Annotated in this window: 20 protein-coding genes; 10 read left to right on the forward strand and 10 right to left on the reverse strand. The window is 53.4% G+C overall.

The genetic code is table 11. The features are described from left to right. Positions 1-44 precede the first annotated feature (44 nt). Positions 45-1,172 (reverse strand): multidrug effflux MFS transporter, encoded by a 1,128-nt coding sequence (locus HV352_RS11255; protein WP_181635430.1) that lies wholly within the window; start codon positions 1,170-1,172, stop codon positions 45-47. A 101-nt stretch (positions 1,173-1,273) separates the two neighbouring features. Between HV352_RS11255 and HV352_RS11260 the strand changes: the two genes are divergently transcribed. Next, positions 1,274-2,053: a helix-turn-helix transcriptional regulator gene (locus HV352_RS11260; protein WP_046275598.1), complete on the forward strand. Its 780-nt coding sequence runs from the start codon at positions 1,274-1,276 to the stop codon at positions 2,051-2,053. Positions 2,054-2,172: 119 nt separating this feature from the next. Here the strand turns inward: HV352_RS11260 and yncL are convergent, their stop codons facing one another. After that, entirely contained in the window at positions 2,173-2,268 is a 96-nt protein-coding gene (yncL, locus tag HV352_RS11265; protein ID WP_071524268.1) for a stress response membrane protein YncL, read from the reverse strand. A gap of 192 nt (positions 2,269-2,460) precedes the next feature. Here yncL and HV352_RS11270 point away from each other — a divergent pair, with 192 nt between their 5' ends. After that, on the forward strand, positions 2,461-2,634 hold the full coding sequence (locus HV352_RS11270; RefSeq protein ID WP_016153148.1) for a GhoT/OrtT family toxin: 174 nt from the start codon (positions 2,461-2,463) through the stop codon (positions 2,632-2,634). A 19-nt stretch (positions 2,635-2,653) separates the two neighbouring features. On the opposite strand, the gene HV352_RS11275 is transcribed toward HV352_RS11270, so the two are convergent. The 3 genes from HV352_RS11275 to HV352_RS11285 are packed head-to-tail and all read right to left on the reverse strand — an operon-like array spanning position 2,654 to position 9,103. Next, positions 2,654-4,813 carry a virulence factor SrfC family protein gene (locus tag HV352_RS11275; RefSeq protein WP_181635431.1) on the reverse strand — a complete coding sequence of 720 codons (2,160 nt, stop codon included), beginning with the start codon at positions 4,811-4,813 and terminating at the stop codon, positions 2,654-2,656. Next, complete coding sequence (locus HV352_RS11280) at positions 4,810-7,791, reverse strand: virulence factor SrfB (protein WP_181635432.1); 2,982 nt, start codon at positions 7,789-7,791, stop codon at positions 4,810-4,812. Before HV352_RS11280 ends, HV352_RS11275 begins: the two co-directional genes overlap by 4 nt. A 4-nt stretch (positions 7,792-7,795) precedes the next feature. Next, a complete protein-coding gene (locus HV352_RS11285; protein ID WP_181635433.1) occupies positions 7,796-9,103 on the reverse strand; it encodes an SrfA family protein in 1,308 nt (435 codons plus the stop codon). 282 nt (positions 9,104-9,385) lie between these two features. On the opposite strand from HV352_RS11285, the gene HV352_RS11290 reads away from it, so the two are divergent. Further along, positions 9,386-10,984, forward strand: a complete 1,599-nt coding sequence (locus tag HV352_RS11290; RefSeq protein WP_181635434.1) for an ABC transporter substrate-binding protein — start codon at positions 9,386-9,388, stop codon at positions 10,982-10,984. Between the two features lie 17 nt (positions 10,985-11,001). Continuing rightward, positions 11,002-11,235 carry a YdcY family protein gene (locus tag HV352_RS11295; protein WP_016153143.1) on the forward strand — a complete coding sequence of 78 codons (234 nt, stop codon included), beginning with the start codon at positions 11,002-11,004 and terminating at the stop codon, positions 11,233-11,235. A gap of 66 nt (positions 11,236-11,301) precedes the next feature. On the opposite strand, the gene HV352_RS11300 is transcribed toward HV352_RS11295, so the two are convergent. Together HV352_RS11300 and mddA are read right to left on the reverse strand one after the other, a co-directional pair. Continuing rightward, complete coding sequence (locus HV352_RS11300) at positions 11,302-11,751, reverse strand: DMT family transporter (protein ID WP_080858792.1); 450 nt, start codon at positions 11,749-11,751, stop codon at positions 11,302-11,304. Continuing rightward, complete coding sequence (gene mddA, locus HV352_RS11305) at positions 11,748-12,266, reverse strand: L-methionine sulfoximine/L-methionine sulfone acetyltransferase (RefSeq protein WP_016156571.1); 519 nt, start codon at positions 12,264-12,266, stop codon at positions 11,748-11,750. The genes HV352_RS11300 and mddA overlap by 4 nt, the downstream gene beginning before the upstream one ends. A 37-nt stretch (positions 12,267-12,303) precedes the next feature. On the opposite strand from mddA, the gene HV352_RS11310 reads away from it, so the two are divergent. Together HV352_RS11310 and HV352_RS11315 are read left to right on the forward strand one after the other, a co-directional pair. Continuing rightward, positions 12,304-12,879 carry an XRE family transcriptional regulator gene (locus HV352_RS11310; protein WP_046275593.1) on the forward strand — a complete coding sequence of 192 codons (576 nt, stop codon included), beginning with the start codon at positions 12,304-12,306 and terminating at the stop codon, positions 12,877-12,879. A 58-nt stretch (positions 12,880-12,937) separates the two neighbouring features. Then, the gene (locus tag HV352_RS11315) at positions 12,938-13,975 is read left to right on the forward strand and encodes an NADP-dependent oxidoreductase (RefSeq protein WP_101700642.1); all 1,038 of its coding nucleotides are present in this window, start codon (positions 12,938-12,940) and stop codon (positions 13,973-13,975) included. A 30-nt stretch (positions 13,976-14,005) separates the two neighbouring features. Here the strand turns inward: HV352_RS11315 and pqqU are convergent, their stop codons facing one another. Next, the gene (pqqU, locus tag HV352_RS11320; RefSeq protein ID WP_181635435.1) at positions 14,006-16,126 is read right to left on the reverse strand and encodes a TonB-dependent receptor PqqU; all 2,121 of its coding nucleotides are present in this window, start codon (positions 16,124-16,126) and stop codon (positions 14,006-14,008) included. Between the two features lie 260 nt (positions 16,127-16,386). Here pqqU and HV352_RS11325 point away from each other — a divergent pair, with 260 nt between their 5' ends. Then, entirely contained in the window at positions 16,387-17,448 is a 1,062-nt protein-coding gene (locus HV352_RS11325) for a YncE family protein (RefSeq protein ID WP_046275590.1), read from the forward strand. Between the two features lie 136 nt (positions 17,449-17,584). Beyond that, positions 17,585-17,806 (forward strand): YgdI/YgdR family lipoprotein, encoded by a 222-nt coding sequence (locus HV352_RS11330; RefSeq protein ID WP_003020157.1) that lies wholly within the window; start codon positions 17,585-17,587, stop codon positions 17,804-17,806. Positions 17,807-17,847: 41 nt separating this feature from the next. On the opposite strand, the gene ansP is transcribed toward HV352_RS11330, so the two are convergent. Both ansP and HV352_RS11340 read right to left on the reverse strand, forming a co-directional pair. Continuing rightward, entirely contained in the window at positions 17,848-19,290 is a 1,443-nt protein-coding gene (ansP, locus tag HV352_RS11335; RefSeq protein WP_181635436.1) for an L-asparagine permease, read from the reverse strand. A gap of 280 nt (positions 19,291-19,570) precedes the next feature. Next, positions 19,571-21,112, reverse strand: coding sequence for a PAS domain-containing methyl-accepting chemotaxis protein (locus tag HV352_RS11340; RefSeq protein WP_181635437.1), 1,542 nt, complete (start codon positions 21,110-21,112; stop codon positions 19,571-19,573). Positions 21,113-21,628: 516 nt separating this feature from the next. On the opposite strand from HV352_RS11340, the gene HV352_RS11345 reads away from it, so the two are divergent. Next, a complete protein-coding gene (locus HV352_RS11345; RefSeq protein WP_181635438.1) occupies positions 21,629-22,627 on the forward strand; it encodes an MsnO8 family LLM class oxidoreductase in 999 nt (332 codons plus the stop codon). Beyond that, on the forward strand, positions 22,627-23,748 hold the full coding sequence (locus HV352_RS11350) for an amidohydrolase (RefSeq protein WP_181635439.1): 1,122 nt from the start codon (positions 22,627-22,629) through the stop codon (positions 23,746-23,748). The genes HV352_RS11345 and HV352_RS11350 overlap by 1 nt, the downstream gene beginning before the upstream one ends. Positions 23,749-23,750: the final 2 nt, after the last annotated feature.

Below are 23,750 nucleotides of genomic sequence, written 5' to 3' on the forward strand. Positions count from 1 at the left end.
GCTTATTAATGTCAGGGCTTTGTGCTTTCAGGATCGTCATCCGGTTATCCGCGGCGCAAGCTGCAAATCCAGGCGAGTAGCGCACAGACGCTCAGAACCAGCCCCAGTTGTTGCACCATGCCTGCCACCCCCAGCATCATTCCCAGCAACAGGTAATAGCTTAATCCGAACAATGCACCGGCGGCCCCGGCCTGTTCACGATAGTGGCGTAGGGCCTGACTCAGCACATTAGGGATCGCGATGCCATAGGCAATCACCGCGCCGAAAACCGGTATCAGAATCCACGCGGAGTGCTGTAACCACCACGCGGCGAGGCCTGACAATGCTGCCAGCGCACAGGCATAACGTACCCTCTGTTCCGACGTCAGGTCCGTCGTCAATAATCTCCGGTTCAGCAGGCTGCCCGACAGCGAAGCAAACGCAAGTAATCCCCCCGTCCAGCCAAAGGCTCTGGAACTCCATCCCAATTGCCCGAAAAGAAACGGAGCCAGGCTGTAATAGCTAAACAGCATGGTGTTCAGCAGCGCAACCAGCATAGTATTTTTCCACAGCTCGCGGTCACGCATCATGCGGGAGAGCAGTGCAGCAAGGCTGGGTCTGAGCGTATTTTCGGGCCGGGTTTCTGGCAGCATGGTCGCAGTCAGTAGTAGCAGTAGCAGCGCCAGCAGCACAAGGGCAATAAATACACCGGTATGACCATACAGGCTAACCAACCAACCTCCGCTTAGCAGGCCGAAAACGGGACTCAATGCCAGCGCAGCGCCCATCACGGAAAAGACGCGGGATAGTGCAGTTGATTCATAAGTGTCCCGTAGCATGGTCTGTACCACCACTGACCCGGCAGCCGCGCCGATGGCTGAGATCATCCGCGCCAGCAGCAAAACGCTGAAGTCAGTGGCAACCACGGCCAGGGCACAACCTGACCCATAGCAGATAAGTCCTGCCAGCATCGCCCAACGTCGACCGAGGCAGTCGCTCAGCCAACCCCACATCGCCACGCCGATGGCGAAGGCAATAAAATAAACGGAGAGTGTTTGCGCCGCGCGCTCACTGCTTACGTGAAAAGACGTGGCGATTCCTGGCAATGCCGGGCTATAAATGGTTTCCACCAGTTGCGGAAACATAATCAGCAAAGTAAGAAGCCACAGCGGCGGGCGGAGAAGAGTGTTCATAGCAATATCCAGAGAGACAGAAAACTGGCGGGCATTATTGCTGAAAGGGAGGTGTCGCATTACCATTATTAAGACTTTAAATATCAACTATCGGACAGATAATGGAAATTGCCCCGGATGATGATTTCGATGCGGATAGCTTTGATAAACCGGTAATCGGCATTGCCTCCGAGATGGGCGTACACGATTCCGGCCGGCATAGCCATCTTCGTCATCAGCTACTTTTTTCGGCTGCGGGAAGCATTACGATTGAGCTGGAGCATGCCCTGTGTCTGCTACCGCCACGGCGCGCGGTCTGGATCCCGGCTGGTACGGTACATCGCGCCATAATGCGTGGGGTGATGGCTTATCGTTCGTTGTATTTTTCAACTACATTGCCGTTATCTAAATTACCGCTGCAGATAGTCGACGTTAATCCTCTCTTTTTTGAAGTAATAGAACGTATGGCTTTCTGGCCATGGGAAATGCCTGCCGCGCAGCAGGCCAGTCTTATCACCGTTTTCTGTGAGGAAATGCGGGCCGCCCGCAGTGAAAACTGGACGTTGCAGTTTCCCTCAGATCCACGGCTGAACGTGTGGCTTGAAGGAGTACGCATGGGCGAATTGCCACCACGACTAAATCAATTATCCCAACGGGTTGGGGCATGCGAGAGGACGATCAGTCGAATATTTACCAGGGATACCGGGATGAATTATCAGAGCTGGCGGCAGCAATTTAGACTATTAAAAGCCATGGAGATGCTGGCTGACGGGGGGCAGATCAGCCAGGTGGCGCAATATCTGGAATTTGTCAGTGACAGTGCTTTTATCGCTTTTTTCCATCAGCATACCGGCACAACACCGAGCCGTTATGCGGGCAATATAATGCCGCAGAAGGATTAGGGGGATTACATACTAAGGATAATTTACCGGGTGGCAGGAGAGTGGGAAAATCGTGTACTAATGGCAGAGAGAAGAGTCTCTCTGCCAGCGGACGCTGCAATTAATCAAGAAGAACGACATCAAGCAAACCAGCCAAACCTTGCGGAAATCAGACTGAAAAGTCCTACAGCAGCAAATATATTTATCAGCACCACAGTTTTACTGGAAACATTCATTTGTGCCACCTTTCGTTTTAACCCTTATGGGTATAGTACGGGTTATAACTATCCGCAATAGTACGGATTCTGAACATAATGAAAACGGCTTGTTTTACCGGCGTTTCTCTTAAAATAATTAATAAAACTTGATGTGGGTCATGAAAAAGAGCATATTGCGCGCGATTTTACCTTTCGGCCCGGATGCCTGACATGTCTCTGTACCAAAAAATGCTGGTTTTTTATGCGGTGATGGCCGCTATCACGGCAATCATCACCTGGTTTCTTTCCCGCGATAAAAAGCGGATTCGTTTTCTCAGCGCGGTATTAGTCGGGGCGACCTGGCCGATGAGTTTTCCCGTCGCGTTAATGTTTTCTCTCTTCTGATGACGGCGTAAACGCCGTTTCAGGAGGAAAGCAGGGCATCTAATCGTTTTTTGTCGGCTGCGCAAACATCCTGCGGATGCTGATATCCCACGTTTTCATTGGCGCGGGTATACAAAGCAACCAGCCAGTCGTAAACGTAACGGCTTGCGCCATGCGAAGGTTGTTCATCCAGTTTCGTCAACCGTAACATCGGCTGTTGCGCCGGGGCACTAAAAATAGCCGATCCTTTTTGGATCCTGCTGGCCGGACGCTGTTCCTCTGCCACGCTGGCAAATCCAAGCCAGGTAATAAAATCCCCAATATCGGCGTGAAGCTGCGCGGCGCAGACGTTTTCTCGCTGCATAATGCGCTGTAAGCGTTGCGGCATCTCCAGCCGATAGCTGGTGGTGACGAGGATATCGGCAACCTGCCTTAGCGTACGCGGCTCGAGACGTAAACGGCGCGCATTATTTTCATCGCGACACCACTGGCGCACGTGGTTAACCCACATTTTGTGCGCCTGATACCCGGTCTCTTTGCTTTCCGGCGAGTGCGGTGTGTCACGCACCTCGGCAAACAGGTCAATCTCTTCATTAAATAATCCGCTCACCTGTTCCTCGCGCGGCTGCTGAACACGCAGCAGCGACTCAAAGAGGCGCATCGGCGGGAGCAAACCGTCCAGGAGTTCGCCATGCTTTGCCGCCTGGGCCTGGAGTTGGCGGATCACCGACTCATTGCTACCCGATTCGGTTTCAACGGGGTTAATCCAGCCTATCAAGGTTTCGCGTACGCGCTGCTGGTGCTGCTCACGCAGGGAGGTCAATCTCGCCTGGCGTTGCTGGGGCGAGGTTGCCTGTGTCAGCCATTCGACGAGGCGTTGTAAGCTGTGTTTATCCAGCGCCTGCAGCGTGCCCCAGTGCAGTCCGGGTTTGCCCATTAATTGCTGCACAGATTCATCAAGATTTTGCTGAGTGCTAAACCGCGCATCCTGGGGAGTAATGGCCCAGACCACTCCCGGCAATGCGGCGTCATGTACGGGCTGAGTATCGTTAACCCAGCCCAGCAGCTTGCGGGTGATGGCGGGCGTCTGGGAGCGGGTAGAAACCGCATTACAGATTAAAAGTATATCCGGTTGCAGATGCTGGCGATAATGTTCCAGCATCCAGCCTAATTTGGCCTGCCACAATGGATGGGGATGAACATCCGGGGCGAGGGGAATATCCAGCAGATCGACATTCTCCAGTACCGCGTCTTCAACCGTCAGGACCAGCTCGCGCGTGAGCAGCGCCAGCGAAGCCTGAGAAAGGCTGACCGCATTGAGCAACTGATCATTTTCTATTGGATGAACCACCACATCGCTTTGCGCCTCATTCCCGTTCAATGCTACCTGAGTCAGGAAACTCTCGGCAGGTAAACCAAAATGGTCAACCAGCAGGCTCAGCGGAGCCGCGAGTTCTTGCGCGCTTCCGGTTTGTTGCAGCGTATGCGCCAGCGCCAACCACTGTTGCGTCAACTCTGGTTGTTCTCCCCACAGTAACGCCCAGGCGTTTGCCCGGGTAGTCAGATCCAGAGCGGGTAGCAGCGTGGCAAACTGATGCCATAGCGCGTCGTCAAATTGCTGTTGTCTGGCCGGTACGCAGGCGCGCCAGAAACGGCCAATTGCCGCGACATCCTGCGCAGTAATGCCCGGCACCGGATGACGCTGGCGCAACGTTTGCCATTTTTCCAGGCGCGCCTCAATAATCGATTTCTCGACCTGGCGGTTGTCCGCAAGCGCACAGAACTGGGTAATAAATAGCTGTACCAGTTCGGCTTCACTGAGTAGCCGCAGGCGCAACGGCCATTCACCATCGAGCGGATTTTCATCACGCGTAAAGCGGATCGCCATGTTGGTTGGCGCATGACCAGGATTGATATGTGAAAAGTAATCAAAGCTGCGATCCGGGGTAACGATATTCACTTTGCCATTGGCGTTGCTGCACAATGCTGTGAGCAGGTGCGCTTTTGCCGATTGCGAATGTCCGTAAAGCCCAACGCATCCTCGCGATGAAAAGGTCGTCTTCAACGCAGATTCATTAACGGCGGCCAGGGTGAGCTGTGCCAACAGGGCATCCGCTTCATCATCAAGACGCGCCGCACGCTGACGGGTATCAGTTACCCACTCGATGGCGGCCTGCGCGGTGTTTAACATCTTACTCATTTCAGGTACACGCTCCCGCTATCAATCCAGTAATGGCTCCCGCTATGGCGTCGGTCTGCCAGCGTATTCAGTTTTAACGTTAAGGCATTGGCGGCAACGGGAGTGCCATCCTGTAACCACGCATCGCTCAGTACGAAAAATTCCGGGCCGCTTTCTTTGCTACCACCGCGTAGCTGCAGCCGTACATTCAACACGCCATCTCCGGCGATGGTTTTTGCCAGTTCGGCAGAATTTATGCTGAGCGTATACAGCGGTGTGGCAGGCCAACGGCTGTTGGCCAGTTGGCGGAAACCTAATGTTACGTTGCCGCGCAATGGGAAGTGCAGGCGGGCATCCAGTTTCGCGCCGGGCTTATCCAGATCGATATCGTGATACCAGATGTTCTCATCACGCAGCGTATTGACCGTATTATCCAACACGCCGAGATAACGTACGGTCGAGTAAGCGCCGATATCGGCAGCTTTAAAGTTGAAACGCGGCAAGCGTAGATCCAGCGCCAGGCTACACAACATGGCACCAACTGCTGCGGTGGATTTGGGGTTACCAATCCGCCCTTGTTGGCTGAACGGATACCACTCATGTACGCGGTAGTTATCCATCCAGATCATACGATTAACCGGAACGGGCTGCAGATGGCGGATCAACGCCTGTACGCCAGGTAAACAGGCGGGTCTGCCGGTCACTAATAAAATATCGCAGCGATAGTGTGAAATGGCCTCACAGACCGCGTGCAGTGGGGAGGTCAGGGTAAACTGGCCCGCCAGTAACGCTTCTTGTAACTGCCTGAACTGCACCTGTAACGGCACGCTCAACACATCAAACACTGGCGATCCCGCAGGTAACGCATGATCGATAGCCTGCTGGATGTAATTCAGTACGTTGCGCGTTGGTTGCTGGCTCAGGAGTTCGCCAAAGGTGGCATGCAGACCCGCTACCGGATCGTTAATATCACTTTGTTCCCAGGCTGAAAGTACCGCATGACCGAGCGGCATAAAGAGTTGTAACGCCGTTTGTTGACGCAAAATCGCCTGGGTGTCGATGCGCCCGGAATCGCCAAATAGCGTAGCCAGCAATGCGGCGGCGTCGGTCACGCCAGCCTGTTGCAGACGGGTTTGCAGCGCAGGCAACACGCAACGCTGAATCACGTCCAGCAGCATGTCATCGCCCGCAACCTTAAAGCCTTCACGGAACAGCAGATGCGGGGTAATTTTGACGTTTGTACCCACGCCGTCATCAAGCTGGTAGTGGACGACGGCCATATCCGTTGTCCCGCCGCCAATGTCGATCGATGCCACGCGCAGCGCACGACCTTTAGTCTCACCAGGCTCCGGCAAACGGTCCGGGCGGGCAAGGGCGTTAAAGAACGATTCGGTGTGGCCATCGTAGTGAGAGATAGCTTCGTTATACAGCCACACCAGTTGCCCGCAGCTGGCCTCATCCCATTCCATCTGGATCTCAGGTACGGGAACCACGCTCTTTTCCTGCTGTTTACGGGTGGTGAAGTCTTCATCCTGCGGGTGCCAGCCCATTGCTTTCCAGACCAACGCAATAGCTTCAAACATGCGCAGGCGGAAAATCTCGCGCTCCTGTTTGGGCATCGCCGACGGCAGGGTCAGGATCAGCGTACGCAACTGACGAGGAGATGCCGGGAATCCGAGGCGCAAACGCGTCGCCACGCTGTTAATTTGCCCCAGCGCCTGGGCCAGTATTTCGCACAACATATGCGTCATCAGCGTACTGCGGCTGTATTGCGGTGAGAATACCGGCAGACGATCATCCTGAGGCAGGCTGAACAGCGGTTGCCCGTCATCGTTCATCAGGTTCATCAGCGGGAAGGCGGTAGCCAGTGGTTCGCGCTGGGTTTTGCCATTCATCTGGCTAAAGCGCCAGTCATGCAACACCGGCGTTTCGTCCCACAGATAACGGCGCGGGCTGGAGATCCCACTGCTGCCTTCAGTGCCCATGCGCTGCATCGCCAGCTTTCGGGCTTCATCGCCAACGCGGACAATCGACGGCCAGATAAAGGCATCATCACGACCGCTCTCCACGGAAAAGTGCTGCTTACCAAAACGCGCTTCGGAAAACTCCAGTCGGCTGGTGAACAACGGATCGTTGAGAAACTGTGGCTCGCTTAACGAACGCACCTGCAATTCGGCTGTCTGGCGTAGTCCGTCATTGGCATCCCCGTGATCTTCAATCAGGACGCCACAGGTATGGGTGTTACCGATATCCAGGATAAGATCAACGGGAATGGCGGGCGTGCTGAGGGTATGCGTGACCAGTTTCACTTCCGGGACGGAAAGCTGCTCGCCTAACAGGGTCAGCACATTCAGCCAGTGCGCCTGATATTCAAAGTTACGCAGCGCCTGTTGGATCTCTTGTTCTGAGCGGTTCTCATGCTGTGTGACATGATGCATAAAGGATTCGCGCAACCAGCCGTCAATCCAGGTCTGGTCGAGGAAATCGGCAATTTCGTTGTCATGCGAGGCCAGCGCAAATCGCGTACCGTTCAGCAGGTCATTTTCGTTGGGGGTTAACGCCGCAGGGGCATTTTCAGTGAGCTGGCTGTCCAGCGCCACGGTGACGCGGTGGGTGTTGCCCGCGCTGTCAGGTTGCGCCAGCTTTCGCACCTGTACGCGCGCCCAGTTATCCGGGCCTTCAACGAACGTACGCGGCGGATTAAAGCGCAGGAACGGCAGCGGCAGCCAGACACCGTCGAGCACGTCCAGCGAATAATGCAGCTTCTGGGTGCTTTCCGGCTTCACCACTTCGGGCTGACCGCCGGTGCTGCCTGGTAAGGTATAACGTCCGGTTGTCAGATCGAAATCCAGCCGCAGCAGGGGACCGTTTGCCGTTTTGCGCACAAAGCGTCCATGATGCGCAGATTCCTGCGGCGTCAGGCCAAAATCCAGAAATTGCACACCGCTATTGGCGATGAGCGTCACGCTCTGTTTGTAGTCACACAGATTCACCAACATAAAATCAGGCACCTATCTTTTTGATCGTCAGAGGGATTTCCGCGTGAGCGTCATAACGTGCGGTACAGGCGGCGACGTCATTGGTTCCCGCTTTGCAGGTAATTTCCGGCATCGGATAACGTGACCCGTCCGTACAACGGGCATTTCCGCGACTCTTAATCATTAATTCACCTGACTGATGCAAACCGGAGAAAATCTCGGCACGACAAACAATATTGTCGCCATGAACCACGCGCGCCGTGCCTTTATTGGCCTGGATCTGATAGCGCAGCGACGGCGCTTTACCGCTAACCGGATCTTTAACATCAACCATTACGCGCCAGTTACCGTTGAGAAAACGCGTCGTTCCTGCCTTCATTTGGTTGGCATCCATCACCAGCGCATCTTTCGGAATCGCGGCGATCACGACCGGTCCCTCGACAGGTTTTTCTTTTTTGGCGACCGGAACCACTTCAGCCCGATGCAGCGGCAGTGCAGATGTCAGTTCTGGCAGCGGTGCTATATCTGACTTAGCGACGTCTGCAGGGGGAACAGCGGGTACGGGCGGGGTGGGCTGTTGCTTCCACAGCAGCGGCCCAACCATGGCTGCAATGATCACCGCGGCAACGGGCAGGCTCCACAACGGCAGGCGGCGTGCGGGTTTCTTCTGTGCGAGCGGCGGCGAGACTTCCGGTTCGTTAACAACGACCGGGGGTTGTGGTTCAGGTTCAGCCGGTTTAGGTAGCTCAACGACTGGAGTCAACAAAGGCGCCTCGGCCTCGACGAAGGTGATTTGGGCAGTGATTTCTTCTTCCGGCTCAGGCTCCGCTACGGTGACGACCGGAGGAATATCGGCAAGGCGCAGGCAATCGAGCACATCGTCGCGAGGATTTTCATTCAGATTGACGAAACCCCAGAACGTAATAACGGGTTTACCTTCAACCAGAAATACGTGATTCTCACCAGGAAACTGGATGGTTTTTTCCAGCAGTGAGCCAAACAGTTGCAGGGAGGTTTTACCCGATTGCAGACTTTTACGGCTCAGCGCCGCCGCATTTTCCAGCGTGCTTCCCAGATAGCGCAGCGCACGAAAACGGGCCTCTTCATCAGCGGCTTTCCATGCAACGGCTTTCCCTTCAATCGGCGAATACCAGTCAACGCGATCGCCGTTGTCGTTAACTTGTGGGATCGCCAGACAATCCACCATCGCCTGCTGTTTACGCAGGCGAAGCGTTTCACGAATTTGCAATGCTGAATCAAACACGGCCTGACCACCGCCGCCCACGGCCTGATAGTCATCCAAATTGCCGCTGCGCAAGAGAGTTTTTGCCACGTTGTTACCCCTTAGACTTCTTCACGTATCTACTTTACGTTTTATAAAAACGAGCAAACGGTGGAAGAGAGGCAAAAAGGGGCGAATTTTCATGGCATAGAGTGCCGGGAAAAATCTTGACGTTTTGAAAAAGACTTAAGGGAAATTAATTCGCTTAGGGTGATGAATTATTCAGCGAAATACACCGGATTAGAATAACCTGATAGTGATTTGTTATTGGTCAGTTTTTGTCAGCTATGCTCTGATATCCCGGTTAATAATAAAATAAGAAGGCTTATAACCATGATTGCAAGGAAAACGTTACTCGCGCTGGCGCTCAGCGCCGTCTTACCATCAGGCGCGGCGTTCGCGGCCAATACTGACACTCTCATTTACTGCTCAGAAGCGTCGCCAGAGTCATTTAACCCGCAAATCGCCAGTTCCGGTCCATCGTTTGTAGCCAGCTCACAGGTGCTCTACAACCGACTCATCAACTTTGATCCGGTAAAAAATACGCCAGTTCCGTCTCTGGCAACGGACTGGACGATTTCGCCGGACGGTAAGACCTACACTTTTACCCTGCGTCAGGGCGTGAAATTCAACAGTAATAAATTCTTCAAACCAACCCGTGACTTCAACGCTGATGACGTGGTTTTCTCGGTATTACGACAGAAAGATGCCGATCATCCGTACCACAAAATTTCTCAGGGAAGCTACGAATACTTCAACGATGTCGGTCTGGATAAACTGATTAAAGAAGTGAAGAAGGTCGATGATTATCATGTTCAGTTTATCCTTAATGAACCTAACGCCGCGTTTCTTGCCGACTGGGGAATGGATTTTGCCTCCATCCTCTCTGCGGAATATGCCGACGTGATGCTGAAAAAAGGCACTCCGGAAAACGTCGATAACTGGCCAATTGGCACCGGGCCATACGTGTTGCAGCAGTACAAGCAGGATTCGCAAATCCGCTATCTCGCCAACCCGAACTACTGGGACGGCGCCGTCCCCACGAAGCACCTGATCTTCTCAATCACGCCAAACGTTCAGACCCGATTGGCGAAACTGCAAACCAATGAATGCCAGATAATTCCGGCGCCTGCGCCCGTACAGTTTGACGAGATTAAGAAGAATAAAGATTTGACGCTGCATTCGGTTGAAGCGCTGAACGTCGGGTATCTGGCGTTTAATACCGAGAAAAAACCGTTTGATAACGTGCTGGTGCGTCAGGCGCTTAACTACGCGACAGACAAAAAGGCCATTATTAACGCCGTCTTTTTAGGTTCCGGTACGGTGGCAAAATCGCCAATTCCGCCGAATATGTTGGGGTTCAATAAAGATTTGCAGGATTACGCTTATGACCCGCAAAAAGCGAAAGATCTGCTGAAACAGGCGGGACTGGAAAACGGCTTTGAAGCGACGCTGTGGTCAATGCCGGTTCAGCGCCCATACAACCCGAACTCCCGACGGATTGCCGAGATGATCCAAAGCGACTGGGCGAAGGTTGGCGTGAAGGCGAAAATTGTGTCGTACGAGTGGGGCGAATATCTCTCCGAAATGCGTAAAGGTGAGCATGACACCGCGTTGTTCGGTTGGATGTCAGACAACGGCGATCCGGACAACTTCGCCGATGTACTGCTGGGCTGTGACAGCATTAAAACCGGATCTAACGCCGCGCGCTGGTGCGATAAAGAGTATAATTCGCTGGTTCAAAAGGCGAAACTGGTGAGTAAACCGGAAGAACGCGCCGCGCTTTACCAGCAGTCGCAAGAGATTTTCTACCAACAGGCTCCGTGGATTGCGTTGGCAAACGGGAAAACGTTTTACGCGACGCGCAGCAACGTCAGCGGATACAGCGTTAGCCTGATGGGCAGCGATTTTTCAAAAGCAAAATTAAATTAATGAGTTAAGGAGAGGTTATGTCGCATCTGGATGAGGTCAGCGCACGTGTTGATGCCGCCATTGAAGAGAGCGTCATTACGCATATGAATGAATTGCTGATTGAACTCAGCGATGATGTCGTGCTGAGCCGGGAAGAACGTTACACCCAGCAACAGCGTTTGCGTACGGCTATCGCACATCATGGCCGTCAGCATAAAGAGGATATGGAAACCCGTCGCGAACAGTTGACCAAAGGCGGCACAATCCTGTAATTCATTGTGGCCAGATGGCGAGGTAACACCTTATCCGGCCTGCATGTTCAGGCCGGATAAGCGCAATTAAAACGAACGTCTCGCCACCAGCCAGGCCCCAACGACCAGCAGCACCGCGCCGCAGACCGGCCCCACCAACGCCCGCAGCGGTACGCCATGACTGCGCAGAATATCCAGCACCAGTCCGCCGATTAACTGGCTGGCCACCAGCACCGCGATAGTGGTTGCTGCACCCACATTTTGGTATCCACTGATGCTGGCAAAAACAAAGAACGATCCCAGCAAGCCAGGGATTAGCGTCCACCAGCGCACGTTGGAAACCAGTTCCCCAAACCCCGCCATACCTTGCTTAAACCACAGTATGCTGACAAACAGCACGATCCCGACCAGCGAGTTAAGTAACATGGCGATGAGGATCGTCGAGGACGTCTGCGTGATGCGTACCATCAAGGTATTTTGCACCACCAGACCAATACCTGCGGCAATCAGAAAGGAGAGGGTTAGCGTCTGGTTCATCTGCTGGCATCCGGTTCGCGGCGATCGTCTAACTGCAACTGCATAAAAGTCAGATCCAGCCAGCGCCCAAATTTCGTGCCAACCTGTGGCATTTGCGCGGTGGTTTTAAAACCCAGCGTGCTGTGCAGATGCAGCGACGCCTGATTCTGAGACTCAATGCCCGCAACCATCACATGCTTGCCGCACGCGCGGGCTTCTTCTATTAACCTGCTGAGCAGCGCTCGTCCCAGGCCTTTACCCTGATGAGCAGGATGAACATATACCGAATGTTCAACGGTATGACGGAATCCATCAAAGTTACGCCAGTCGCCAAAGGAGGCGTACCCTGTAATCACGCCATTCTCTTCACTCACCAGCACCGGATAGCCCATCAACTGGCGGGCTTGATACCATGAGATACGGTTTTCGGCATCGACCGTTTGATCGTTCCAGATAGCCGCCGTATGCAGTACCGCGTGGTTGTAGATTTCTGCAATGGCGGCACAGTCTTCTTTGCTGGCAAATCGAATGGACATGTTGAACCTCAGGGATTGTTCACTATAGTATTACAATATGAATACTATTGAAGACAGCATAAATCAACGGATCGGTGCAAGAATTCGCATTGAGCGGGAGTCTCGCGGCTGGTCTCTGACGGAACTCGCTGAACGCGCAGGCGTGTCGCGGGCGATGATCCATAAAATAGAGCGCGGTGAGAGCAGCCCTACGGCCACGCTGCTGGGCAGGCTCTCCGGTGCCTTTGGTATCAGCATGTCTATGCTGATGGCGCGGGCCGAAATGCAGGAGGGCAAGCTGCTGCGCTTCGCGGATCAGCCTGTCTGGCACGACCCGCAAAGCCACTATCTGCGCCGCCACGTTTCACCGCGCAGCGATCTGCCTATTGATCTGGTGCAGATAGAATTGCCTGCCGGAAGCGATATCCCGATGCCAGCCTCTTCCTACGTGCAGGCAAGACAACTTATCTGGCTACAGCAGGGGGAATTGGTCTTTGTGGAAGGGGACGTGCGTCATGAAATGCGGGCTGGCGATTGCCTGGAGCTTGGCCCGCCGAATGATTGTCGGTTTATCAATGAAACCGCACACCCCTGCGTTTACCTGGTTGTGCGGTTAAATCATGTCGTCAGCTAACTGGCGGACACAGGCTGCTACTATTGATGGAATCATGCCAAAAGCAGAGGAGCACATCATGGGTCAACAGACTAATCGCAATCGCCGCTGGGTACTGGCTTCCCGCCCGCATGGCGCGCCGGTCCCGGAAAACTTCCGTCTTGAAGACGATGAGGTGGCAACGCCGGGTGAAGGCCAGGTTTTACTGCGCACCATTTTTCTTTCCCTCGATCCCTACATGCGTGGACGCATGAGCGATGAGCCGTCTTACTCCCCGCCGGTAGAGATTGGCGGCGTGATGGTTGGCGGGACCGTGAGTCGCGTGGTGTCATCCAACCATCCTGATTACCAGCCAGGCGAGTGGGTGCTGAGCTACAGCGGCTGGCAGGACTATGACATCTCCGACGGTAACGGGCTGGTGAAGCTTGGCGATAATCCTGAACATCCCTCCTGGGCGCTGGGAGTGATGGGGATGCCAGGATTTACTGCTTATATGGGGCTGCTGGATATCGGTCAGCCAAAAGCAGGGGAAACGCTGGTTGTGGCCGCCGCCACCGGCCCGGTTGGCGCAACGGTAGGGCAGATTGGTAAGCTCAAAGGCTGCCGGGTGATCGGGGTTGCAGGCGGGGCAGAGAAATGCCGACATGCCACCGAGGTATTAGGCTTTGATGTCTGCCTCGATCACCACGCACAAGATTTTGCGCAACAGCTGGCAAAAGCCTGTCCGCAGGGGATCGATATTTACTACGAAAACGTCGGCGGTAAGGTATTTGACGCCGTTCTGCCATTACTCAATACCTCTGCGCGCATTCCGCTGTGCGGACTGGTCAGCGGTTACAACGCCACATCGCTTCCAGGCGGACCCGATAGATTACCTTTGCTGATGGCAACGCTGCTGAAAAAGCGAATTCGGATGCAGGGCTTTATCATTGGTCAGGATTATGGTCACCGCATTCAGGAGTTTCAGCGGGAGATGGGGCGCTGGGTTAAAGAGGGCAAAATCCATTACCGCGAACAAATCACCGACGGTCTGGAAAATGCGCCGCAGGCCTTTATCGGCCTGCTGACCGGCAAAAACTTCGGTAAAGTGGTGATTCGTCTTGCAGACGATGCGTAAAACGGATGGCGGGAGTCATTCCCGCCAGTGCTATTCAAAACGCCAGGCCAGATTAATCCCTACGCCATAGTTTCGTCCTGGCGCCGGTTCGTAATATCGACCATTTGCCTCATTCACTATCACCGAACCGACGTAGGACTTATCAAACAGATTATCCACCCGACCGAACAGGTCGATCATCAGACTGCGGTAATAAAATTTATAGCCGGTATTTAAACCCACTACGGTATAGGACGGGGCTTGCGCCGTATTTTCATCATTGGCCATAATATTGCTCATATAACGAACATCAGTTCCCGCATACCAACCTTCATCAGGCACGTAGCCCAGCGAAGCAAATCCCATGTTTTGCGCAATGCCAGGCAGGCGGTTGCCGTTGCAGTTTTGATCGCCACAGACGTTGCTGCGGTAGGTCGCATCCAGCCAGGTCCATGCAGCTTTTACGCGCCAGCTTGCGGCAAAGCGTTGGTCCCAGGATAACTCACCTCCCTGACGGCGGGTTTTTCCAGCGTTTTTGTAGGTTGTCCGCCCGCCGCTACTGCTGTCAACCACGATCTCGTCATCGGTATCGGTCTGGAATAGCGCTGCGGTAAACAGCCCATCGCCGATACGCGTTTTACTGCCGATTTCCACGGTATCGTTTGTGGAAGGCTGTAGGTCAAAATTCATCCCACTTTGGCCGTCGGAGCGGTAAGACAACTCGTTGATGGTGGGCGTTTCGAACCCACGTCCCGCGGCCAGGTAGACGTTCCAGGCATCGGTGATGGCGTATTTTAACGATCCAGCAGGTAACCACTGGTGATAGCTGGCGTCACCGCTGTCATCTGCGTTACCAGGCGTAATATAGCGATCGTTAGAATCAAACCACACCGAACTGTAGCGAACGCCGGCATCCAGCGAGAGTTTCTGCGTTAATTGCCACTGGGTTTGCAGATAGGGATCGACATTCCACATCAGGTTACGTTCGTTACGTCGTAAGTCGCCTTTCTGACCATATTCTGGCACGCCATCATCAAGGCGAAAGTTGTTGTAGCCTTTACGGTTTTCGCTCATGTTTTCGTAATTCAGACCGGTGGTGAAGGTCACGGGTACGCCCAGCTCGCCACGGTGAGTCCAGCGGTTGTCTATCCCCTGATAATGACGTTGCAGGGTAATAACGCCTCCGGCATGAGAGGGTTTTAACTGCGGGGCCATCGGGATCGACTGATACTGAGTGGTTTCACGCTCCCCCGCATAAGTCATGATGCTGATATCATCCTTCGCGCTAAGCTGGCGTTCATAGCGCAACCCCGCCTGGGTCTGCTTGATGGTTTTTCGCGTGTTGTATTGCTCAGCGCGGGGAGATTGCTGCGGATTGGCCTGCCACTCTGACTCGGTAAGTCCACCAGGATCGTCAGCTTTACTCTCTACGCTATTGAAAATCAGGGTTAGTTTGCTCGTATCGTCCATGCGCACGCCCAGTTTGGCATTGGCCAGATTTTTTTGTGCGCTGCTGCGATCGCGATAACCATGGGTAGTAAACCGGGTTGTTGAAACGGTGTAATCCACATCCCCTTGCTGTGTGCCATCGCCCAATGCGCCCGTTGCTTTTAACCCGTAGCGCCAACTGCCAAAACTGCCGTAATAACTGCTGGCTTCAATGGTTGGCGGCTCATGTCCCGTTTCAGTGCTGACATTTATCACTCCACCAGACGCATTGCCATACAGAGCAGAGAAGGGGCCGCGTAAAACCTCAATATTTTGTACGCTGCTGATATCAATATTGGATGTTTGACCCTGCCCATCCGGCATGGTTGCCGGGATCCCGTCGACATACAAACGAATGCCGCGGATGCCATAAGTGGTTCGCGAACCAAATCCGCGAATCGACAACTGGAGATCCTGGGCGTAGTTCTGCCGATTTTGCACCTGTAGCCCAGGGACGCTGGTCAGGGATTCAGACAGGTTAATTCGCGGCGTTGCCAGACGCATATCTTCTCCGTCAACGACGCTGACGGCGGCAGGGGTGTCCAGTTCAGAAATGGACTGTGGTGTCGCGCTAACGATCAGCGTTTGATCGTTTATCTCACTTTCTGCCACGGCATAAGGCGAGAGGAAGACAGGCAGTAAAGAAACAGGAAGTGCAGTGTAGCGGGATGCAAAAATCGTCATGAACAAGGCCAGTTAATGATGCTTACGCCGTAAAACCGGCGATAAGCGCGTGAATTTTTTTATAAAAGATGAATTTTAGCGCTGCTGAATTGCGCTAATTTTTCGGGCAATGACAACGATTGTAGTCAATATGTGAAGAAGTGCTCCACTTTGAGATGAATAATGATTACTATTCTCATTCTTAAAAAAGGCAAAACCATGATTTTGCTCATTGAAGCTATGTGAAGCAGTAACAAACGAATTTATCAAAGGGAGTCGTCATGTCTTTACGTCATCTGTTTTCGCCGCGTCTGCGTGGTTCTTTACTGTTAGGTTCACTGCTCGTTGCATCATCTTTTACTACGCAGGCTGCAGAAGAACTGCTGCGCAAAGCCGTGGGTAAAGGCGCCTATGAAATGGCATACAGTCAGCAAGAGAACGCGCTGTGGCTGGCGACCTCGCAGAGCCGCAAACTGGATACCGGCGGGGTGGTTTACCGTCTTGACCCGGTCACCCTCGAAGTGACTCAGGTTATTCATAACGATCTCAAACCGTTTGGCGCCACTATCAACAACGCCACGCAAACGCTGTGGTTCGGCAACACGGTAAACAGCGCGGTGACGGCAATGGATGCCAAAACGGGCGCGGTGAAAGGACGTCTGGTGCTGGATGCGCGTAAGCGTTCTGAAGACGTTCGCCCACTGCAGCCGCGTGAGCTGGTCGCTGATGACGCCACCAACACGGTATACATTAGCGGTATTGGTAAAGAGAGCGTGATTTGGGTGGTGGACGGTGATGCCATTACATTGAAGGACACCATTCAAAATACCGGCAAAATGAGCACCGCTCTGGCTGTCGACAGCAAGGCTAAACGCCTGTACACCGCCAATGCGGACGGTGAATTCATCACTATCGATACCACCACCAACAAAATTCTCAGCCGTAAAAAGCTGCTGGATGATGGAAAAGAGCATTTCTTCATCAACCTGAGCCTGGACACGGCGGGCAACCGCGCCTTTGTCACCGACTCTAAAGCGGCGGAAGTGCTGGTAATCGACACCCGTAATGGCAACGTCCTGGCAAAAGTCGCCGCGCCGGAATCCCTGGCCGTGCTGTTTAACCCGGCGCGTAACGAGGCCTACGTGACCCATCGTCAGGCCGGCAAAGTGAGCGTGATCGACGCGAAAAGCTATAAAGTCGTTAAAACGTTCGAGACCCCAACATTCCCGAATAGCCTGGCGCTCTCCGCCGACGGTAAAACCCTGTACGTGAGCGTGAAACAGAAGTCCACCCGCGAGCAGGAAGCCACCCAGCCGGACGATGTTATTCGTATTGCGCTGTAATTAACCGGAGGGGGAAACCCCTCCTGTCACTTCTCTAAATCCCTCGATACGCCTCGTTACACCCCGCCAGTAGCCTGACCTACTTCAGGGACTTACACTACGCCCTCAACGGCTAACTGAATAACACGGGAATACCATGAAAAAGCCATTTATCTGTCTTTGTGCAGGCGTAATGCTGTTTACATTGGCAGGATGCACCACCGATTACGTCATGACGACCAAAAGCGGACAAACCATCACCACCCAGGGTAAGCCAAAACTGGATAAAGACACGGGAATGACCAGTTATACCGATCAGGATGGAAATGCGCGGGAAATTAACAGCAACGACGTAGCGCAGTTGATTGAAGCGAACTAAAAAAGAAGGCCTGAAGGATTAACCTGTCAGGCCTTCTGCCGTTATGGCGCGGTGCGGTGGATCTCTGCAACGCGTTTACGCACGCCGAACCAGCCCGCGACCAGCAGGATGGCAATCAGCGGTAATGACGCGATTGTATAGGTGCCGTTTGGATAGTCAAACGCCATCAATACCAGTACGCTCAGCAGGAACAGCAGCGTTAACCACGAGGTAAACGGTGCGCCCGGCAGTTTAAAGCTGACGTCTGCCGTTTTACCTTCTTTTATGGCCCGGCGCAGACGCATCTGACAGACCATGATAAACCCCCACGACGCAATAATGCCCAGTGACGCGAAGTTCAACACGATCTCAAACACCTGTGACGGCACCAGATAGTTCAGGAATACCCCGACGACATACACGACCAGCGTGGCGAGGATCCCGGCCCAGGGCACCTGTTGACGGCTCATTTTTGCCATGAATTTCGGTGCCGAACCGCCCATCGACATGGAGCGTAAAATACGCCCGGTACAGTACAACCCTGAGTTAAGGCTGGAAAGCGCCGCGGTGAGCACCACAATATTCATGATACTGCCAATGTACGGCACGCCCAGTTTGGAAAAGAAGGTCACAAACGGGCTTTGCCCCGCCTGATAGGCGTTCCAGGGCAGTAGCAGAACCAGCAGCACGACAGAACCCACATAGAACAGACCAATACGCCAGATAACGCTATTGATTGCTTTTGGCACCATCGTTTGCGGATCTTTGCACTCACCGGCGGCGGTACCCACCAGTTCAATAGAGGCAAAGGCGAAAACCACACCCTGTACCAGTACCAGCGCAGGCAACAGGCCATGCGGGAAGAAGCCGCCGTTGTCGGTAATCAGGTGAAAACCCGTGGCGTTACCATCCAGCGGCTTTCCGGTACCTAAAAAAACGGTACCTACCACCAGGAAAATCACAATTGCCAGTACCTTAACCAGCGCAAACCAAAACTCCACCTCCGCGAACCACTTCACGCCGATCATGTTCATGGTGCCGACAATAGCCAGCGCGCCGAGGGCGAACACCCACTGCGGCACGTCGCCAAACGTGCCCCAGTAGTGCATATACAACGCCACCGCGGTGATATCGACAATGCCGGTCATCGCCCAGTTGATGAAGTACATCCAGCCAGCCACATAGGCGGCTTTCTCACCTAAAAATTCACGGGCGTAGGAAACGAAGCTACCGCTGGAAGGGCGATGTAAAACCAGTTCGCCGAGCGCGCGCAGTATAAAGAACGAAAAAATACCGCATACCAGATAGACCAGCGCCAAAGCCGGGCCGGCCATCTGCAGGCGTGCGCCTGCCCCTAAAAACAACCCGGTACCAATTGCGCCGCCAATGGCGATCATTTGTACCTGTCGATTGCCCATCGCTTTGTGATACCCCTCTTCGTGAGCATTCAACCAGCGTCGTTTCGCCGCATGTTGTTCCGCGGCTTGCGTGTTGTTTGTGTTCATTACGATTCCTGTTGACCTGACAAAAATACAACATCCTTTTTGCCGCACCTGCTGCGGCGAAAACAGCCTTACCCTTCATTGTGTTACGGGGGAAAACTGCCGGCCGAGCATCCTACATTCAATTGATTGGTTCCGCAAAGCCCCGGTAACAAGAATTCAGCATTTTTATGCAGCCGGTACTGGCGCGGTGTGGCCTCGATTCAGCCAATAAAAGAGAAGGGCGTTTATACCTGTAGAGGAGTGCGCTTATCGAGACATTCACCCAATAAGCGCCGTAACGTTATGCCGATACGCCAAAGACCTGAACGGCCTGCTGTAAGCGTGATGAACGCAGGGTCAGATCGGCGGTGGCGTCGGTGACGCGCTCCACCATCTCGGCATTATTGTGTGTCATGGTGCCAACGCGTGAAATTGAATCGTTAATCAGATCCAAAGCCTGGGTTTGCTCACGCGTGGCCAGACTAATGTCTTTGATCATCATCGACATCTGCAGTACATCCCCAATCATCCCGGTGAGATGCGTTTCCGTTTGTTCCACCATTTTGACGCCGCTATTAACATTGGCGACGTTCTTCTCAATAAGCTGTTTGATCTCTTTTGCCGCAGACGCCGAGTGTTGGGCCAGATTGCGGACTTCTGCCGCGACAACGGCGAAGCCACGCCCGGATTCCCCGGCTCGCGCGGCTTCAACCGCGGCATTGAGCGCCAGAATATTGGTCTGAAAGGCAATGCTGTCGATCACGCCAATGATGTCAACGATCTGCCCGTTGTCACGCGATATCGCCTGCATCATGGCGATAGTTTGTTTCATGATATCGCCGCCTTCTGCAGCGTTGGCGCTGGTTTTATCGGCCATGGTCATGGTATGTGCCGCCGTCTCAGCGGTTTGCTGTACCGCGCTACCAATTTCTTCAATGGCCGCAGCGGTTTGTTGCAGGTCGGCAGAGGTTTCTTCTGAACGCTGATGCAGCGCCGTACCTTCTTTTGACACCCGCTGACTGATAGCGCGAATACCGGAAATTTGCGTACTGACGTCATCGACCAGAGAATTCAGATTAAGCCCGGACTGATTAACCAGTCGCATTAGCATTCCGATCTCATCCACCCGATTTAAATGACAGTTATCAGGTTTACGTCCGGACACCACTTTCTTCATTTGCGTCAGGAGCGTATTAACTGGCTGACAAATTTGATACTTAAGGTAAATAGCCAGCGCCAGAAATAACACCAGCAAGCCACCCGACTGAATAAAGGGATTAAACGGGGCGAAGATAAATAACAAAGCGAGCAGGGCCGTCACCCCTAAAGAATAATTGACGCGCTGGCTGATATTCAGCCATTTAAACATGGAGGTCCATGCCAATAAGCCGCGACGAATGATAATCCCTTTAAAAAGTCGAAAGCCTTTAAGCTGCTGACTATTCATTTTTTGGTATAAACTTTCGCTGTGAGTTATTTCATCACGCGAAGGAACGGTACGCACTGAGATGTAACCGGTGAGTTTTTCATTGTGCCAGACCGGCGTAACATTGGCGCGAACCCAGTAATGGTCACCATTTTGGCGGCGGTTTTTCACCATACCCGTCCAGCTGTCTCCCTGCTGTAGCGTGTACCACATATCGGCGAATGCAGCGGGAGGCATGTCAGGATGGCGAATAATATTATGCGCTTCGCCCATTAATTGATCTTCGTTAAATCCGCTGGCATCGATAAAAGCAGAGTTAGCGTAGGTAATATGACTTTCTTTATCCGTCGTTGAAAGCAGCGTCGCTTTGTCGTTAAGTGCGTGCTCAATTTGTGTAACGGGCATGTTACTTTTCATAGAGGCCCCATAATGATATGTATAATCCATACAAAAATTCCCGCAATAAAATCGGGAGGAATATTAAAAAGCCGTTTTAAACCGTTTTAATAAGAAACGCTGCATTCTCTACTAATCATCATTTCTGTGGAAGTATTTAAATTAAAAAATCTCTGTGGAATATTCATTCAGGGTCATAAAATTGAAACATTTTATACAACCGCATAACGTTTTAAGTCATTTAACCTGACTTAACGTAAATCGCGTTAAAAAACGTTTTCGCAAAAAGAAAACTGGCATGAAATGATTTGGATGTTATTCCCGTGAGACCAACGACCCTATTATATTTTGTAGGCCATACATTCCGCGTGTTTTCAGTTTCGTGTTCCGACCAGTACAAGGCGATCCGAAATTTAACCCTGACAGCGTCAGGGCTGGTTATCTACTTTTTAGCTGAGCAAATGTGAATTAAATGTTTCTGCATGGTTATCTGATAATTTAATAATAATGACATGTTAACAAGCATAGGCCCGTAACATGTCATATCGCCTGAGTATTCTGGATAAAAGCCCCCTCGGGGAAGGTGAAACCGCCGCGATGGCGCTTGCCCGGACGTTACGGCTGGCGCAGCAGGCAGAAGAGTGGGGATACCATCGTTTCTGGATCGCGGAACACCATAATACGCCACAGCTGGCCAGCCCATCACCGGAGCTGGTGATTGCCTGGATCCTCGGGCAAACCCAGCGTATTCGCGTAGGCTCCGGTGGCGTGATGCTGCAACATTACAGCCCGTACAAAGTGGCGGAAAACTTCAATCTTCTGGCCTCGCTGGCACCCGGGCGTGTCGATCTCGGCGTAGGGAAAGCCCCTGGCGGCTTACCACTGTCGACTCAGGCACTACAGCAAGGAGTGCATCAGGATGAAAAAGGCAGTTTTGCCGACCAACTTTCCCAGCTTAACGACTGGCTGACGCTGAGCGGCACGGAAAGCGGGGAAACGGTATTTCCGACGCCAATCCCACCGTTACCGCCGGAAGGATTTGTCCTGGGAGCCAGTGTGCAAAGCGCACAGTTAGCAGCGCAATTTAATTGGCATTTTATCTTCGCGGCACACCTCAACGGTGACCGCGCGTTATTGCGTGACGTTTTGTCCTTCTGGCAGACCCACAGCGCACGTCCGACGATAGTTGCCGTCCAGGTGATTGTGGCTGACAGTAGCGATACCGCCGCGCAGCTTGCGGAAAACGTGCAAATCTGGGGCGTGGAGCTGGAGAATGGTCAACGTGTCACGGTAGCCAGCGAAGAGCAGGCGCTGGCATTCGCCGCGCAGGCCGGCAGTCCGCCACGCAAAATCGCGCGTCGTGAGCAGGCGTTGTTACACGGCACGGCTCAGGAGGTGATGGCAAAGCTGAATGCCCTGCATACGCAATTTGGCATTGAGGAGTTCATTATCGACACGCCAGTCGCGGAAGGTCACGCGCGTCTGACATCGCTGCGGTTGTTGGCGCAAGCCCATAACGCCGTGGAGGTGCTCTGATGACTCTGGCCTCAACGCTTATCAACTGGCGTCGTGAATTACACCAGCACCCGGAACTTTCCCTGCAAGAGGCGGCAACGACGGCGCGCATTCACGCCTGGCTGCACGCAGCGGACGTCGAGATTTTGCCGTTCGACCTGAAAACCGGTCTGGTCGCGGAAATCGGGCAGGGAGAAGATGTCATCGCGCTGCGAGCGGATATCGATGCGCTACCGATAGAAGAAAGCGCCGATGTGCCGTTTCGCTCCCTCACTCCGGGAGTGATGCATGCCTGCGGGCATGACGTCCACACCAGCGTCATGCTGGGCGCCGCGCTGCTGCTTAAACAACAGGAAACACACTTACCGGGTCGAGTACGTATTTTGTTTCAGCCCGCTGAAGAGAGTTTCGGTGGCGCAAAAACGCTGATCCGCGCCGGTGCGATGCACAACGTTGCGGCTATTTTTGGCATGCACAATGAGCCAGGTTTACCGGTGGGGGAATTTGCCACACGCGGCGGCGCGTTCTACGCCAACGTCGATCGCTTCGTGCTGCGTATTAATGGCAAGGGCGCACATGCGGCGCGTCCGCATGAAGGCAGAGATGCCATCCTGCTCGCCAGCCAACTGGTCACGGTGTTGCAAAGCGTTGCCAGTCGCGACGTTAACACACTGGATTCAGTGGTGCTTAGCGTGACCCGTATTCAGGGAGGAAATACATGGAATGTGTTGCCAGAATCCGTTGAGCTGGAAGGGACGCTCAGAACGCACCGGACTTCGGTGCAACAGCAGGTTAAAGCACGGGTTAATGACATCGCCGCCGGTTTTGCCCACGCCTTTGGCGCACAAATCGACGTTATCTGGCATGCGGGGCCGACCGCGTTGGTAAACGATGCTCGTTGGGCCGATATCGCCACCGCCGTGGCGAAACAATCAGGCTACACCACCCATCATGCCGACCTGCATATGGGCGGCGAGGATTTTGCCGTCTATCTGCAAAATACGCCTGGGGCATTTGTCAGTATTGGCAGCGCCAGTGAATACGGATTACATCACCCGGGCTTTAATCCGGACGAACGTTTAATTGAACCTGCCGCGCATTACTTTGCACAGCTAGCAAAAACGGCATTCGCACATCTTTAAGT

Source organism: Citrobacter sp. RHBSTW-01044, assembly GCF_013781945.1.
GTDB lineage: Bacteria > Pseudomonadota > Gammaproteobacteria > Enterobacterales > Enterobacteriaceae > Citrobacter > Citrobacter braakii.